A 14,473-nucleotide genomic window follows, 5' to 3' on the forward strand; every position below is an offset into this window, starting at 1 on the left:
GCACGCAGACACCGATAACCGACGGAGGCGGTGCCCCCCGGCAAGGCCGGGGGGTTGAGTAGCGGGGCGAAAAGGGGATCCCTCTCCGCCCTGGCTCGGCAGTTGCGCGGTCGGGCGAAAGCCACCTGCCCGCTACACACGCCAACCCAGGCAATCCCTGACGATGACCGGTCTTTCATCTGCGACTGTTTCTCATTTACACTCGACCCCCATTCTTCGGAGCCAGGCTCCTTTCCTGGGTGCATCGTGCCGTTCGATCCCGCCAAGCCGACGCTGTTGTCCACACTGGTTCGTCACTACGAGGAACTGGTCGACCATGTTCGCCGGCGCTTCGGCGACCGGGGCATGGCGCGCGAAGTGGTGCACGACGTGTGCGTGCAGTTGCTCGAACGCGACGAGAAGGAGGACGTGCACACGCCCCTGGCCCTGCTGCGGAAAATCTCCCACGACGCCGCCGTGAGCCGCTATCGTAGCGACCGTCGTCGAACCGCCTGGGTGGAAGCCGTCGCCGAGCTTCCGGAAGTCGCCTGCATGGCGGCGACGCCCATGGGTCGCCATGAGGCCGAGCGCGAGTTCCAGGCACTGGTCGACGCCATCGCCACGCTTCCTCCTCGCTGCCAGGCCGTTTTCGTCATGCACAAGATCCACGAAGTTCCCCAGGCGCAAGTCGCCGACCGCCTCGGCATCTCCGTCAAGACCGTGGAAAAGCACCTGCGCCTCGGACTGGCGGCCTGCCGGGAACGGCTCGGCCGCGGCGAGGCACGGCCATGACCCAGCCCTCGAAACGGAATGGGCAGGTTCCGCTGGACGACGCCCTGGAGCGCCATCGCGACGCGCTGAAGGACCTGTTCCCGCTGCCGCCCTCCCGGCCGAAATCGCGCAAGGCAAGCAAGGCGGCCGGCGTCGCGCTATTGCTGGCGCTGGCCATCGGCGCCCTGGCCTGGCTGGACCCGGCCTACAAGCGCGAGCGCTTCGCCACCGCCATCGGTGAGCGGCGCGACGTGACCCTGGCCGACGGCAGCCAGCTCCTGCTCGACAGCGGCAGCCAGATCGAGGTCAGTTGGCACCCGCTCAGCCGCCGGGTCGCGTTGCGCGCGGGGCAGGTGCTTTTCGAGGTATCCCCGGCGCGCTATCGGCCCTTCGTGGTGTCCGCGGGTTCGACCGACATCCGCGTGCTCGGCACCCGGTTCAACGTGCGCCGCCTGGACGACGACGTCCGCGTGACCCTGGAGCGTGGCCGGGTGGAGGTCGGCACCTCGGCTACGGCGCAAGCGCCAGTCGTGCTCCTGCCGGGCCAGCAGGTCGATGCCATTGGCGGGCAACTGATGCCGCTGGCCAAGGTCGATGCCGCCACGGCGATGGCCTGGAAAGACGACCGCCTGGTCTTCGAGCGCACGCCCCTGGGCGAAGCCGTCGCGCTGCTGCGCCATTATCGCAAGGCGCCCATTCTCCTGGACGACCCCAGCCTGGCCTCCCTCCGGCTGACCGGCGTCTTCGCCGCGCACAACGCCGACCGGCTGCTCGACCTGCTGCCGAGCATCCTTCCCGTGGCCGTGTCGCGGCAGGAGGACGGCAGCGTCGAGATCCAACGCAAATCGACGCGAAAATAATTCTCGGACGCAGGTAGGGTTTCCCGCGCGCCGTGGCGGCTATCCAGGAAAAGCCAACCTGCATAGGAAATCGAGACGTGCATTTTTCCCTCCGCAGTCGCCACCTGCGTCCTTCATTGCTCGCCAGCAGCCTGCTCCTGGCGGTGTCGGCCCAGGGCCAGGAAAAGCTCGACGTGGATCTGCCCGCCGCGCCGCTCGGCCAGGCGATCAACGCCCTCGCGCAACAATCCTCGGTACAGATCCTTTTCGCCGGCGATCTCGGCGCCGGCCGCCAGGCGCCCGCGCTGAAGGGGCGTTTCACCCCCGAAGAGGCATTGCGCCAGTTGCTCAGGGATAGCGGCCTGAAGGCGCAGGCCAGGGACGAACATACCTTCATTGTCGTTCCGGCCAGCGAAGCCGCCGTGCCCGCTACGCAAGCCCGCAGCGAACCGCTGGACATGGAGCAGATGGAAATCACCGCCTCGCGCACCAGCAGCGACCTGGTCTCCGCCACGCGCCAGTCCACCGTCATCGAGCATGCCCAACTGGAGGAGCTGCGCCAGGGCTCCGACAGCCTGGCCACCGTGCTGGCCAAGGCGGTGCCGGGGATGTCCGATTCCAGCCGCACCATCACCGAATACGGCCAGACCCTGCGCGGGCGCAGCATGCTGGTGATGGTCGACGGCGTGCCGCTGAACACCAACCGCGACTCCTCGCGCAACCTGGCCAACATCGACCCGGCGCTGATCGAGCGGATCGAGGTCATCCGTGGCAGCAGCGCCATCTACGGCAGCGGCGCCACCGGCGGGATCATCTCCATCACCACCCGTCCGGCCGGCGGCGAGAACCGCGCGGAAACCCGCCTCAGCGCCACCTCGCCGCTGACCCGGCTGGGCAGCGATGGCCTCGGCGGCCAGTTCCAGCAATACTTCGCCGGCTCCCTGGGGGCGCTCGACTATTCGTTCGACTTCGGCACCCGCCACGTCGGCGCTTCCTACGACGCCCATGGCGACCGCATCGCCCCGGAACCCAGCCAGGGCGACCTGTTCGACTCGAACGTCTACAACATCGGCGGCAAGCTCGGCCTGCGCATCGACGAGAACCAGCGCGTGCAGCTCGCCCTCAGCCACTACGACGCCCGCCAGGACACCGACTACGCCACCGACCCGAGGGTCGCCAGGCTGCCGCCGGGCTCGGTCCCGGCCAACGCGGTCAAGGGCCTGGAGCTGGACGAGCAGAACCGCATCCGCAACACCCTGGCGAACCTTGAGTACGAGAACCTCGACATCCTCGGCAGCCGGCTCTCCGCGCAGCTCTACTACCGCGACTATTTCACCCGCTTCACTCCGTTCGACGCCCGCGCCGTCTCCACCCGCGGCGGCAATGTCGACCAGATCATGCAGAACAGCGAAGTGTTCGGCAGCCGCCTGACCCTGCGCACGCCGCTGGGCGAAAGCGGCAATACCGAACTGGTCTGGGGCGGCGACTACAACCAGGAACGCAGCGACATGCCGCTCGACGTGTTCGACCCGGCGGCCTACGACGCCAGCGGCGGGCTGGTCTTCGACAAGATCGGCAAGCTCACCTACATGCCGCCGCTACGCACCCGCAGCGCCGGCGCGTTCGCCCAGTTGCAGCATCGCTTCGACGAACACTGGTCGATCGACGGCGGCCTGCGCTACGAATACTCCACCGCCGAATTCGACGACTTCGTCCCGCTCTCCGAGTCCAAGGCCGCCTCGCCGGTGACCGTCAAGGGCGGCGACCTCGACTACGACGCGGTGCTGTCGAACCTCGGCATCGTCTATTCGCCGGTGGCTGGCCAGGAAATCTATGCCTCCTTCAGCCAGGGCTTCCAGTTGCCCGACGTCGGCATCCAGCTGCGCAACGCCCGCCGTGGCTTCGATATCGGCTCCTCGAACCTCGAACCGGTGAAGACCAACAACTACGAACTCGGCTGGCGTGGCGCCATCGGCGGCAACACCCTGGGCAGCCTGGCGCTGTTCTACACCACCTCCAAGCTGGGCGACGTGCAGAGCTTCAACAACGGCCTGATCCTCACCCGCACCAAGGAGCGCATCTACGGCGTCGAGGCCAGCGCCGACTGGCTCAGCGACGACGAAGTCTGGGGCGCGGGCGGCAGCGCCACCTGGATGCGCGGACGCGAGAAGCCGGACGGCAAGGACTGGCAGGACATGACCGGCTACCGCGTGCCGCCGCTGAAGCTGACCGCCTACCTGCAATACAAGCCGGATGCCGACTGGAACAACCGCCTGCAGGCCACCTTCTTCGACTCCAAGGACTACCGTCTCGACGGCGTGGAAAGCTTCGGCCGGCGCCAGGTCAGCACCTACACCACGGTCGACCTGGTCAGCCAGTACCGCATCACCCCCGACGACCAGTTGAGCCTGGGCATCCAGAACCTGTTCAACCGCGACTACTACCCGCTCTACAGCCAGTTGCTGCGCAACAACAACAACACCAGCCACCTGCCGGCGCCGGGCACGGTGCTGACGGCGAGCTATACGCACAACTGGTGAGGGGAGGGAGGAGCCACCGGGCCTGGGCGGCCCGGTGGGCAGGGAGGGTGCTTCCAGAGGGACGGCGGCCCCGTTGTCATGGGCAGGCATTTCCGTCCAATGCCGGACGCCGATCCAGGTCGGCCAGGTAATGGGGAAGGACAGGGTACGCCGTCCCGCTCAGAACACGACCTGCCCCGACATGCCCGGCTGCACCTCACCGCCGATCCAGATATCGCCGCCGATCTGCTCGACGCTTATCCGCCCCCGGCGACCCAAGGCCGTGCCCTGGCTCGCCGTGTAGCGCCCGGGCATGACTCCCGTGCCGATCAGCCATTGCGCCAGGCTCGCGTTGAGGCTGCCGGTAACGGGGTCTTCATTGAGTTCCTCGCCCATGAAGGCGCGCACTTCCACATCCGCCTCCGCCTGGGGACCTTGCCAGGGCGCGACCACGCCCACGTTGAGCCCGTCGAGCTTCGCGTAGTCCGGGCGAATGGCCAGGACCTCGTCACGCGTGGCCAGCCGAACGGCGACCCAGCCGGGTCCGTTGTCCACCCATTGGCTGCCGAGTACCTGCCCCGGGGACAGGCCAAGCCCGCTCTCGATCCGTCGCAACACCTCGTCTTCGACCGCTCCGCCACGAAGCAGGGGAGGCGCCGCGAACGACAGCAAGGCGCCCTTGCGGCGGATGCGGATCAGGCCCGCCAGGCACTCCTGGACGATCTCGTCAGCAGCATTGCCGCCCCCCTGGTTCAGCCAGACCTGGCAGCTCCCCAGCGTCGGATGCCCGGCAAAGGGCAACTCCCGCAACGGGGTGAAGATCCTCACGCGATAGTCGGCTTCGGCAACGGTCGGCCGCAGCAGGAAGGTCGTCTCGCTCAACTGGGTCCAGGCGGCGAACTCGAGCATCTGCTGGCTGCTCAGGCGGTCGGCGCCAATCACCACGGCAACGGCGTTGCCTTTGAAGGGCTGTTCGGAGAAGACATCGACTTGCTCGAAGGGTAACGAAACCGGCATGGAACCTCCTGTTGTTGTGGCGGGGGAGGATAGGCTAGAGAGCTGCCGTCCGAAACCGGAGGGGGAACTTTCGAGGGGGCTTGGGGGCTCTCGTCAGGGGCTGCAATCGGCCAATAGCAGCCGCTCCTGGCCAGAGACAGCAGCTTGAAGGAGTCGACGAATCTATGGTCGATTCAGGCTACGATGTTGAGCACTTGCGCCAGTACTGCGACAGTTATCGGACGCAGCCTGTGATTCCGCTGCGGCCCCTAAAGCGCAAACACAAGCCTGGGCCGAGCTGCCCCGGAGCAATTAAATGCTTATCCACCCGCGTGGTCGCTGCGACCGTGCGCGGCGATGAACATGGCGACGGCCGACCGGCAATAGGATTCTATTTCGTCCTCTGCTCTCGCCTGATCGAATCGGGCGATCATCAATAGATCGGAGCCTTTGAAGAGCGCGGCAAACAAGCGGGCGGCTTGGAGGGGATCGGGCACGTTGAGAAGCGCCTTCGCGTGAAGTTGGCGCAACAAGGCATCGATGTCGGCGATGACATGAGCGGCGCCGGCTTCGTAGTGGCGCTTGCTCAGGGCGTTTTGACTCGTTTTATCGGCCATGACCATGGCTTCGATACTGCTGACGTCTGGTCTCAATAGCGTGCGCAGCAGTGATGTTCCCACCGCCATAAGTTGGTCTTCGACCGAACCTTCGACACCTTCAAGCAGGGCCTGTGGTGCAAACGACTGCTGGCAGCCGGCCGCGATGGCTGCGCTGAACAGCGCCTCCTTGTTCTCGAAACGCCTATAGATGCTGAGCTTGGATATCTTCGCCCGCTGGGCGACCTTGTCCAGCGTCGTCGCTTGAAAACCCAATTCCACAAAAAGTTCGCTCGCGGCGTCGAGTATCGTTTGGGCAAGCGCCTCGTTGGTGGGCCGACCGCGCCGTGCCTGTATGGTTTCGGTCATGATATTGGTACTTTACAGTATCTTAATTTAAGATTTAGGATACCACTCAGTGTCTTAAATGAGCAATCCAAGGGCTTGGCTACAACCTGCCCTCCAGCGGAGCCCATCACCATGAATGACGTCATCATCATCGGCGGAAGTTTTGCAGGTCTCGCCGCCGCTTTGCAGCTCGGCCGTGCCCGTCGCAAGGTCATCGTTCTCGATACCGGTCGGCCGCGTAACCGCTTTGCCGGCCATTCGCATGGTCTGCTCGGTCACGATCACACGCCGCCGCTGGACATCCTGGCCGCGGCGCGGCAGCAGTTGACGCGCTATCCAACGGTCAGGCTAGTCAATGCCCGGGCAGAGAAGATTTCTGGCGTAATAGACGATTTCTGCGTTGTCACTGACGATCACGAAAGCCTAAAGGCCCGCCGCGTGATCCTGAGCTATGGCGTTGCCGATCAGATGCCTGATGTTCCAGGCTTTGCCGAGAGTTGGGGCACGTCCATCGTCCCCTGCCCCTATTGCGACGGCTTTGAAGCCGCCGGCCAGCATTGGGGCCTCGTGTGGTCCGGCCCGCAATCGCACAACCAGGTCAGGCTGTTCCTCGATTGGACCGACAGGTTGACTGTCTTTGCCGATGGTCACGACATTACACCTGATATCCAGGCCGATCTGGCGCACCGCAACATACCTGTCGTCGACGGACGGATCGTCGAGATCGCCCATCACCAGGGGCATATCGCTACCGTCAATCTCGACACTGGCTCCACTGTCGCGGTCGACATCCTGTTTGCTCATCCGCGCAACAAGCCGTCCGCAAACCTGCATGAATCGTTGGGCCTTGCCACGATGGATACGCCCACCGGCGTCGTGCTCAAGGTCGACGAGCGCCGCCAAACCAGCACGCCTGGCATCTATGCCGCCGGCGATCTCACCACCCCCATATTGCCCTCGGTCACCCAGGCATCATCGCAGGGCGCGATGGCGGGTATTTTCGCCCAGCAGTCGATGCTGGCTTGAGCCCATAGAGAGGAGATGAACATGGCCGTCGAGCCGGACAGCGCGGGGGTGCGCTTCCCTCCGCCCTTCATCTATCTGGGAGCGCTGCTGTTGGGGCTGGCGGCGGAGCGGTTCGTCGCCCTGCACTCTTTCGGCATCGATTGGTGGTTGCTGATCGCAATGGGCGCGCTGCCGTTCGCTGCCGGCGCGGTAATGATGCTTGCGGCGGCGGGGCTGTTCCGGCGTCTGGGCACCAACATTCCGCCGTCGCGACCAACGACCCTCATCGCAACGACCGGTCCCTATCGGTGGACGCGCAATCCCATGTATCTCGGCATGGCGCTTATCTATGCAGGCCTTGCGGTCGGCTTCGACGGACCGATCGCCTTCGCGTTGCTTCCGTTGGTGTTGGTCGCGATCCAGACGCAGGTGATCGCCCGCGAGGAGCGCTATCTCGAAGCAAAGTTCGGCGACGACTACCGCCGCTACAAGGCCGAGGTTCGCCGCTGGCTCTGACTATTCCGCAACTGCCGCCTGCGGGATTTTCTGATAACCAACACCGACTTTCTTGCCACGGCTACTGAATGGGCCCTGAGTTCGTAGATAACCAAGGGTCGCTTCTGGCCGGAAGCTGACACTAGTGGCGGGCAGCTACGGCCGTAATCGGACGCTCCAACCAATGTCAGAATCTAAGCTGACATCGCAAGTAGAGCGACAAAATGAAGTTCGTCTTCGCTTTGGGCACTCAGAGTTTCGATGTCTTAGACACGTCCAAATGGCCTATGCATAGACTTGGGCGAAGATTTCGACGGCTGCAGCTAGCCGCGCTTTGCTAACTGCCGAGGGGCTGCTGCAGTCTAGGCCCGAGTGGCCGGCCTGCAGGCGCGTCCATATCGTCTCGCTGCCACAGCATAGAGGGCTGACGATGCCCAGGCCGGTAACGACGATACGTGTGCTGTGTTCTCTGTGCATGGTGTGGTCTCGTACGTGAAGAGGTGAATCAGCCGAGGCCGAAGGTCTTGCGCAGGCCCGAGTCGACTGGGCCTGCCGGCATAAAGCGGCGCAGGCGTCTGAGCAGGGTGGCCTCGCCTTTGGGGGTGTGGCGCATTTTCCACGCGCCCAGGGCGGCCTCGACGATGGTCGCGGCGACCGCATCGGGCAAAGGTGCCTTCTGCACGTTCATCTGGATGGCCTGGGAGACGGTTGCCCGCTCGCTGTCGTAGGTAGCGATACGCAGGGCGGCCTGTGGCGCGTTGAGGTCCAGGCTGGTCTTGGTGAACGAAGGCTCGACCAACGCGACGCGAATGCCGAAGCGCCGCACCTCGTGATCCAGGGTCTCGGACAAACCCTCCACTGCATGTTTGGAAGCCGAGTACAGGCCCATGTAGGGTGCTGGCAGGAAGCCGAGCACCGAACTGACGTTGACGATGCGCCCTGCGCTTTGCTTGCGCATCTGCGGCAGTACCGCCTGGGTAACGCGCAGGACGCCGAAGACGTTGGTGTCGAACAGCGCCTGGGCCTCGTCGATGGCGGTTTCCTCTGTCGCACCGAGCAGTGTGGTGCCAGCATTGTTGACCAGTACGTCGATGCGCCCAGCTTCTGCAATCACATGTTCGATGCTCTGGCGAATCGAGGCTTCGTCACGAATATCCAGGTGAATCAGCTCGACACCGGGGATGGCCTGCGCAGTGGCCGGGTTGCGCACGCTGCCGAACACGCGGCAACCGCGTCCGGCGAACTGTTCGGCCGCCGTGCGACCGATGCCTGATGACACGCCGGTTATGACGACCACTGGGGAGTTGGGCATGGCAGTTACTCTCGATCAGGGAAGGGCTGTTCATGCAGGTTGTGCCTGCGCGAGTGGCTCGTGGGGGATGGGGCGGATGCCGAACCAGATGGCGTACATGGCCGGCAGGAACACCAGGGTCAGCACGGTGCCGGCGAAGGTGCCGCCGATCAGGGTGTAGGCGAGGGTGCCCCAGAACACGGAATGCGTAAGTGGGATGAACGCCAGGATCGCCGCCAGCGCGGTGAGGATCACCGGCCGAGCGCGTTGCACGGTGGCTTCGACCACGGCGCGGAACGGATCGAGACCCGCCGCTTCGTTCTGGCGAATCTGCCCGATCAGGATCAGCGTGTTACGCATGAGGATGCCGGACAGCGCGATCAGCCCGACCAGCGCGTTGATGCCGAACGGCTGCTGGAACAGGATCAGCGTCGGCACTACGCCGATCAGCCCCAGCGGGCTGGTGAGAAAGACCATGATCATCGCGGCGATCGAGCGCACCTGCAGGATGATGATGATCAACGTGACGGCCAGCATGATCGGGAACAGCGGCAGCATGGCCTTGCTGGCTTTGCCCGATTCCTCGATGGAGCCCGCTTGCTCGATGCGATAGCCGCTCGGCAGCCTGTCGATGATGGGTTGCAACTGCTGGCTGATGGCGGTCGACACGTCTGGCGGTTGCAAGCCTTCGGCGATATCGCCACGCACTGTGATAGTCGGCACCCGGTCGCGCCAGCGCATGATCGGCTCTTCCATGCGTACCTCCACTTCGCCAATCTGCGACAGCGGGATGCGCTGACCATTGGCGCCGGCCAGGGTGAAATCCATCACCCGTGCCGGGTCGAGGCGAATATCGCCAGCGGCACGGGCCATGACCTGCACCGTGCGGATGTCTTCGCGTACGGCGGTGACGGGCACGCCGCTGAGCAAAAACTGCAGCTGCTGCGCAACGGCACTGGAGGTTAGCCCCACCGCTTGCAGGCGATCTTGCTGCAGATTGAAGTGCAGCGTGGGAGCGCGGGTGCCCCAGTCGGTATTGACCGTCCGCATCAGCGGGCTGGCATCCATCACTTGGCGCACCTCGCTGGCGATCTCGCGCAGGCGTTGCGGATCCGGGCCGCTAATCCGGTAGGCCACCGGGTAGGGCGAGTAGGGGCCGAACACCAATTGACTGACGCGCACCTGCGCCTCGCTGGCCAGACCCTCGGCAATCGCCTTGCGCAGCCTGTGCTTGAGTGCCTCGCGCTCATCCGGGTTGTCGGTGCGTACGACGATCTTGGCGAACGACGGATCCGGCAGTTCCGGGCTCATGGCCATGAAGAAGCGCGGTGCGCCCTGGCCGAGGTACGCCGTGACGATCTTCGCCTCTGCCTGCTGGGCCAGCCAGGCTTCGACTTTTTCCGCAGCTGCGCTGGTCTGGAGGATCGAGGTGCCATAAGGCATCTGTACCTCGACCATGACTTCGGGGCGGTCGGAGATGGGGAAGAACTGTTTCTTGACCAGCGCCATGCCGAGCACGGCCGTCACGAACAGCCCTATCACTGAACCTGCGACCAGCCACTTGTGGGCGATCACCTTACCCAGAATCCGACGAAAGTGGTTGTAGCGCGGAGTGTCGTAGATGGCGTCGTGACCGCCCTCGACCTTCTTGATCTCGGGCAGCAGCTTGACGCCGAAGTACGGCGTGAAGATCACCGCGACCAGCCAGGAAGCGATCAGCGCGATGCCGACGATCCAGAACATGTTGCTGGTGTATTCGCCGGCCGTGGAGCGGGCGAAGCCGTTGGGCATGAAGCCGACGGCGGTAACCAGGGTGCCGGAGAGCATCGGCGCCGCTGTGTGGCTCCAGGCATAGGCGGAGGCCCGCACACGGTCGTAGCCTTCCTCCATCTTCACCACCATCATCTCGATGGCGATGATGGCGTCGTCTACCAGCAGGCCAAGGGCGAGGATCAGCGAGCCCAGGGTTATGCGGTCGAAGTTCTTGCCAGTGGCGGCCATCACCACGAAGACCATCGCCAGGGTCAGCGGCACTGCCACCGCGACTACCACGCCGACGCGCCAGCCCATGCTGACGAAGCACACCAGCATCACCACCAGCAGCGCGACGAAGAACTTGATCATGAACTCGTCGACGGACGCGCTGATGTTGACGGCCTGGTCGGTGACCTTGCTCAGGCTCATGCCCAGCGGCAGCTCAGCGTTGATCTGCTGCACTTCATCGTTCAAGGCCTTGCCCAGGTCGAGCCCGTTCCAGCCTTCACGCATGATGATGCCGAGCAACAGGGCCGGTTCGCCGCCGTTGCGAATCAGAAAGGTGGCCGGGTCTTCGTAGCCGCGCTTGACCGTGGCAACATCGGAAAGCTTCAAGGTGCGGCCTTGGGCGATGATCGGAGTGTCACGAATCTTCTCTAGCTCATCGAAGGCACCGTCCAGACGCAGGAACACGTCGGGGCCACGGGTTTCCACGGAGCCGGCCGGGGTCAGGGCGTTCTGCCCGTTGAGCGCGGCGAACACGTCCTGGGGACCGATGCCCAGGGTGGCCAGGCGCTCGTGGGAGAACTCGACGAAGATGCGCTCGGCCTGTTCGCCGATGATGTTGACCTTCTTCACGCCCGGTACATGCAGCAGGCGCTGACGCAGGGTCTCGGCGTCGCGCACCAGGTGGCGTTGCGGCTCGCCCCTGGCTTTGAGCGCGAACAGGGCGAAGGTGACGTCCGAATACTCATCGTTGACCAGCGGGCCGATCACCCCGGTAGGCAGCGTCTTGGCCTCGTCGCTGATCTTCTTGCGCGCCTGGTAGAACTCCTCGAGCACCTCCGAGGGTGGGGTGGTGTCGAGCAGCGACAGGGTGGTGAAGGCCAGCCCCGGGCGTGTATAGGTTTCGCTGCGGTCGTACCAGCGCAGTTCCTGCAGGCGCTTCTCGATCTTCTCGGCGACCTGATCCTGCATTTCCTGGGCGGTGGCGCCCGGCCAGGCGGTGACGATGGTCATGACCTTGATGGTGAAGGCCGGGTCTTCGGCACGCCCCAGCTTGAAGAAGGCGACGAGACCCGCCAGGGAGATCAGGCAGACCAGGAACAGGGTGACGGAGCGCTCGCGCACGGCGAGTGCGGAGAGGTTGAAACGACCTTCGCTCATGGCTGGCCTTCCTCGGCTGCCGCCACGGTGGCCGGCTCGGCCAGGCGAACGGCCTGGCCGTCGCGCAGCAGGTGCGCGCCCAGGGCGACGATCTGGTCGCCCGGCTTGATCGCGCCGCTGATGCGAGCGCTCTCATCATCCAGCGACTGAACGTTTACGGGCGTCCACGCCACCTCTGCGGGCTCTCCGCGAATCATCCAGATGCCAGGCCCGTTGCCTGCGTCGTACAGCGCGGCGATGGGCACCTGCACTGTGCTTGGTGAAGCAGTTTGCGGATCGCTGATTTGCACGGTGATGGTGGTGCCCAGCGGCGCGTCGGACAGCTCGCCTTCGAGCACGTAACGCGCCTCGAAAGTGCGGGTCTGGCGGTCGGCGACATCCGACAGCTGGCGCAGTCGGGTGGCGACGCTGACGTCTTGCCTGCCGAAGAGCTTGGCCTCAGCGCTGGAACCGACTGCTGGACGCAGGGTTTCCGGCAGTTGCACCAGGGCTTCGCGTGGGCCGGCATGTGCAAGCCGTACCACGGCCTGGCCGGCGCTGACCACCTGGCCTGGCTCGGCCAGTGTCTCCATGACGATACCGTCGGCATCGGCGAGCAGCTCGGCGTAGCGGGTGGCGTTACCGGCAACCTTGGCTTGGGCCTCGGCTGCACTGAGTTGCGCGCGAGCCGCATCCGCCGCTGCCTTGTATTGGTCGTAGGCAGATGCCGATACCGCGCCAGTGCCGCGCAGGGCGCGGTAACGAGCTTCGTCATCGCTGGCCTGCTGAGCCCGTGCCCGCGCTGCGGTCACCGCCTCGCGCTGGGCATGGGCGGCGAGTTGCAGGTCGATAGGATCGAGGCGCAAAAGCACCTGGCCACGCCTGACGGTCTGGCCGGTATCGACCAGGCGCTGCAACACCTTGCCGGACACGCGGAAACCCAGGTCGCTCTGCACCCTGGCCGCGACGATGCCGGTGAAGGCGCGCGATGTAGCGGTTGCCGACTGGATGGTGGTGATGCGAACCAGTGGCGCGTCAGTGCGGGGATCGGGGGGCGTCTGGTCGCTACAGGCGAGCAGCACGAACGGAATTACACCGACCAGGGGGGACAGAAGGAGGTTGCGCCGGCGCATGAGGAACCCGTTGCGAAGTCGTAGGGAGCCTCACTTTGATTCTTGTGACCAATTTAGTCAATAGTCACTAATCAGGGTGACAGACTGCGCAACACCAGGCTGGACAGCAGGGCCGGCGCTTCATCGGTGGTTTCGAGCCCGTACTGGAGCAGCAGCGGGTTGAAATAGGGGCGCATGATCAGGTGGATCGCGCGGGTGGTTTCATCCAGAGGCGTCTTGCGCTCGAAGTCGCCGCTCTGCCGGCCCTGCTGCAGGATCTCGCGAAGGGTCTGCTCGATGAAGCCTTCGTAGAGCAGGGTTGCCGGCCAGCGCCCGGAGGCGGCGGAGGCGGCGATTTCGTAGAGTTTTCGATCCTGGAAGAACAGCCGCAGGCAGGCTTCCATCAGCACCTTGAGCATGCGCCTCAGCTTCTCCGGCGGGCTGTCCACCTCATGGATGGCAGCATTCACCTCGGTCTGTATCTGCTGTAGGCAGCTCGAGCAGATCATCTCGCCGATGGCCTGCTTGGACTCGAAGAACTTGTAGATATAGGCCTTGGAAAAACCGATGGCCTTGGCCAGGTCGGAAACCGTGGTCTTCTCGTAGCCATACAGGCGGAAGTGCTCGGTCGCCGCTGCCACGATCTGATCACGCACCTCGTGATCCACCGGACCACGTGCTGCAACTTTGGGGGAGGGGGTCTTGTTCATGGGGGATAGCCTACAGAGCGGCAGGGTGATAGACAATTAGTGACCAAAAAGTATTATGGTCACAATTTCTGCAATCTCCTCCCTTGCCCTGGAAGAACATCCATGCTGTCGAAGCGACTCCTCGTTGTACTGATCAGTACCGGCCTGGTGGGAGGCTGCGCGGTTGGCCCCGATTACCAGCGTCCCGAGATTTCCCTGTCCGAGCGCTTCCTGGGGCAGGAGGCTGTCGAGCAGCGGCCTGTGAGTTCCATGGGCGATTTGATCGATTGGTGTGCTGGGGCTGCGTTGGCGCCTGTTTGACTTCGGCCGCATCGATGCCCAGATCGACCTGGCCAAAGGGCAGGAAGCCGAGCAACTGGCGGCTTACCGCCTCGCCGTGCTGCGCGCCACCGAGGACGTGGAAAACGCCTTCTCGGCACTGGTCAAGCGTGAGCAGCAGGCCAACGTGCTTGAGCAGGGCGTGGATTCGCTCAGCCGCGCGCGGCAGGCATCGTTCGAGGCCTACCAGCAGGGCGTCGTCAGCTTGATCGAAGTGCTGCAGGCCGACGACAACCTGCTGCGCGCCGCCGATGCCCGAGCCCAGGCGCAAACCGAGTCGGCCCGCACTGGCGTTGCGGCATTCAAAGCGTTGGGCGGTGGCTGGAAGGTGCCCGAGGCGCTTGCGGCCAAGTGATTGCAATGCTGTATCAGGT

General features: G+C 64.5%; 11 protein-coding genes and 2 pseudogenes. 6 read left to right on the top strand and 7 right to left on the bottom strand.

Annotated features, from left to right (window positions below; genetic code table 11):
- Positions 1-246 precede the first annotated feature (246 nt).
- From HMPREF2924_RS23565 to HMPREF2924_RS23575, 3 genes are all read left to right on the top strand, one after another.
- Positions 247-771, top strand: coding sequence for an RNA polymerase sigma factor (locus tag HMPREF2924_RS23565; RefSeq protein WP_003086922.1), 525 nt, complete (start codon positions 247-249; stop codon positions 769-771).
- Complete coding sequence (locus HMPREF2924_RS23570) at positions 768-1,610, top strand: FecR family protein (RefSeq protein ID WP_003101998.1); 843 nt, start codon at positions 768-770, stop codon at positions 1,608-1,610. The genes HMPREF2924_RS23565 and HMPREF2924_RS23570 overlap by 4 nt, the downstream gene beginning before the upstream one ends.
- A 77-nt stretch (positions 1,611-1,687) precedes the next feature.
- The gene (locus HMPREF2924_RS23575) at positions 1,688-4,129 is read left to right on the top strand and encodes a TonB-dependent receptor (protein WP_003133342.1); all 2,442 of its coding nucleotides are present in this window, start codon (positions 1,688-1,690) and stop codon (positions 4,127-4,129) included.
- A gap of 159 nt (positions 4,130-4,288) precedes the next feature.
- Here HMPREF2924_RS23575 and HMPREF2924_RS23580 read toward each other — a convergent pair whose 3' ends face one another.
- Positions 4,289-5,125: a PhzF family phenazine biosynthesis protein gene (locus HMPREF2924_RS23580; RefSeq protein WP_003109588.1), complete on the bottom strand. Its 837-nt coding sequence runs from the start codon at positions 5,123-5,125 to the stop codon at positions 4,289-4,291.
- Positions 5,126-5,424: 299 nt separating this feature from the next.
- Positions 5,425-6,069 (bottom strand): TetR/AcrR family transcriptional regulator, encoded by a 645-nt coding sequence (locus HMPREF2924_RS23585; RefSeq protein WP_019485174.1) that lies wholly within the window; start codon positions 6,067-6,069, stop codon positions 5,425-5,427.
- Positions 6,070-6,180: 111 nt separating this feature from the next.
- Between HMPREF2924_RS23585 and HMPREF2924_RS23590 the strand changes: the two genes are divergently transcribed.
- Positions 6,181-7,074 carry an NAD(P)/FAD-dependent oxidoreductase gene (locus HMPREF2924_RS23590; protein ID WP_003086934.1) on the top strand — a complete coding sequence of 298 codons (894 nt, stop codon included), beginning with the start codon at positions 6,181-6,183 and terminating at the stop codon, positions 7,072-7,074.
- A gap of 21 nt (positions 7,075-7,095) precedes the next feature.
- Positions 7,096-7,569: a methyltransferase family protein gene (locus HMPREF2924_RS23595; RefSeq protein WP_003086935.1), complete on the top strand. Its 474-nt coding sequence runs from the start codon at positions 7,096-7,098 to the stop codon at positions 7,567-7,569.
- A gap of 342 nt (positions 7,570-7,911) precedes the next feature.
- Here the strand turns inward: HMPREF2924_RS23595 and HMPREF2924_RS37075 are convergent.
- The 5 genes and pseudogenes from HMPREF2924_RS37075 to HMPREF2924_RS23615 form a co-directional block, all read right to left on the bottom strand.
- Positions 7,912-8,025, bottom strand: a pseudogene (locus HMPREF2924_RS37075) (hypothetical protein); the annotation flags it as partial.
- A 28-nt stretch (positions 8,026-8,053) separates the two neighbouring features.
- Positions 8,054-8,860, bottom strand: a complete 807-nt coding sequence (locus HMPREF2924_RS23600; protein ID WP_003124979.1) for an oxidoreductase — start codon at positions 8,858-8,860, stop codon at positions 8,054-8,056.
- A 30-nt stretch (positions 8,861-8,890) separates the two neighbouring features.
- The gene (locus HMPREF2924_RS23605) at positions 8,891-11,980 is read right to left on the bottom strand and encodes an efflux RND transporter permease subunit (RefSeq protein WP_003133339.1); all 3,090 of its coding nucleotides are present in this window, start codon (positions 11,978-11,980) and stop codon (positions 8,891-8,893) included.
- On the bottom strand, positions 11,977-13,092 hold the full coding sequence (locus tag HMPREF2924_RS23610; RefSeq protein ID WP_003133336.1) for an efflux RND transporter periplasmic adaptor subunit: 1,116 nt from the start codon (positions 13,090-13,092) through the stop codon (positions 11,977-11,979). Before HMPREF2924_RS23610 ends, HMPREF2924_RS23605 begins: the two co-directional genes overlap by 4 nt.
- Positions 13,093-13,163: 71 nt before the next feature.
- Complete coding sequence (locus HMPREF2924_RS23615) at positions 13,164-13,781, bottom strand: TetR/AcrR family transcriptional regulator (protein WP_003133334.1); 618 nt, start codon at positions 13,779-13,781, stop codon at positions 13,164-13,166.
- 262 nt (positions 13,782-14,043) lie between these two features.
- On the opposite strand from HMPREF2924_RS23615, the pseudogene HMPREF2924_RS23620 reads away from it, so the two are divergent.
- Positions 14,044-14,454: pseudogene (locus HMPREF2924_RS23620) on the top strand (TolC family protein); the annotation flags it as partial.
- Positions 14,455-14,473 lie beyond the last annotated feature (19 nt).

The sequence above is a fragment of the Pseudomonas sp. HMSC063H08 genome (genome assembly GCF_001813645.1).
Classification (GTDB): domain Bacteria; phylum Pseudomonadota; class Gammaproteobacteria; order Pseudomonadales; family Pseudomonadaceae; genus Pseudomonas; species Pseudomonas aeruginosa.

Excerpts from the sequence above, each read along its gene's own strand:
- HMPREF2924_RS23585 (WP_019485174.1), bottom strand. The coding sequence starts at position 6,069 with ATGACCGAAACCATACAGGCACGGCGCGGTCGGCCCACCAACGAGGCG.
- HMPREF2924_RS23595 (WP_003086935.1), top strand. The coding sequence starts at position 7,096 with ATGGCCGTCGAGCCGGACAGCGCGGGGGTGCGCTTCCCTCCGCCCTTC.
- HMPREF2924_RS23610 (WP_003133336.1), bottom strand. The coding sequence starts at position 13,092 with ATGCGCCGGCGCAACCTCCTTCTGTCCCCCCTGGTCGGTGTAATTCCG.
- HMPREF2924_RS23580 (WP_003109588.1), bottom strand. The coding sequence starts at position 5,125 with ATGCCGGTTTCGTTACCCTTCGAGCAAGTCGATGTCTTCTCCGAACAG.
- HMPREF2924_RS23615 (WP_003133334.1), bottom strand. The coding sequence starts at position 13,781 with ATGAACAAGACCCCCTCCCCCAAAGTTGCAGCACGTGGTCCGGTGGAT.
- HMPREF2924_RS23590 (WP_003086934.1), top strand. The coding sequence starts at position 6,181 with ATGAATGACGTCATCATCATCGGCGGAAGTTTTGCAGGTCTCGCCGCC.
- HMPREF2924_RS23570 (WP_003101998.1), top strand. The coding sequence starts at position 768 with ATGACCCAGCCCTCGAAACGGAATGGGCAGGTTCCGCTGGACGACGCC.
- HMPREF2924_RS23605 (WP_003133339.1), bottom strand. The coding sequence starts at position 11,980 with ATGAGCGAAGGTCGTTTCAACCTCTCCGCACTCGCCGTGCGCGAGCGC.
- HMPREF2924_RS23600 (WP_003124979.1), bottom strand. The coding sequence starts at position 8,860 with ATGCCCAACTCCCCAGTGGTCGTCATAACCGGCGTGTCATCAGGCATC.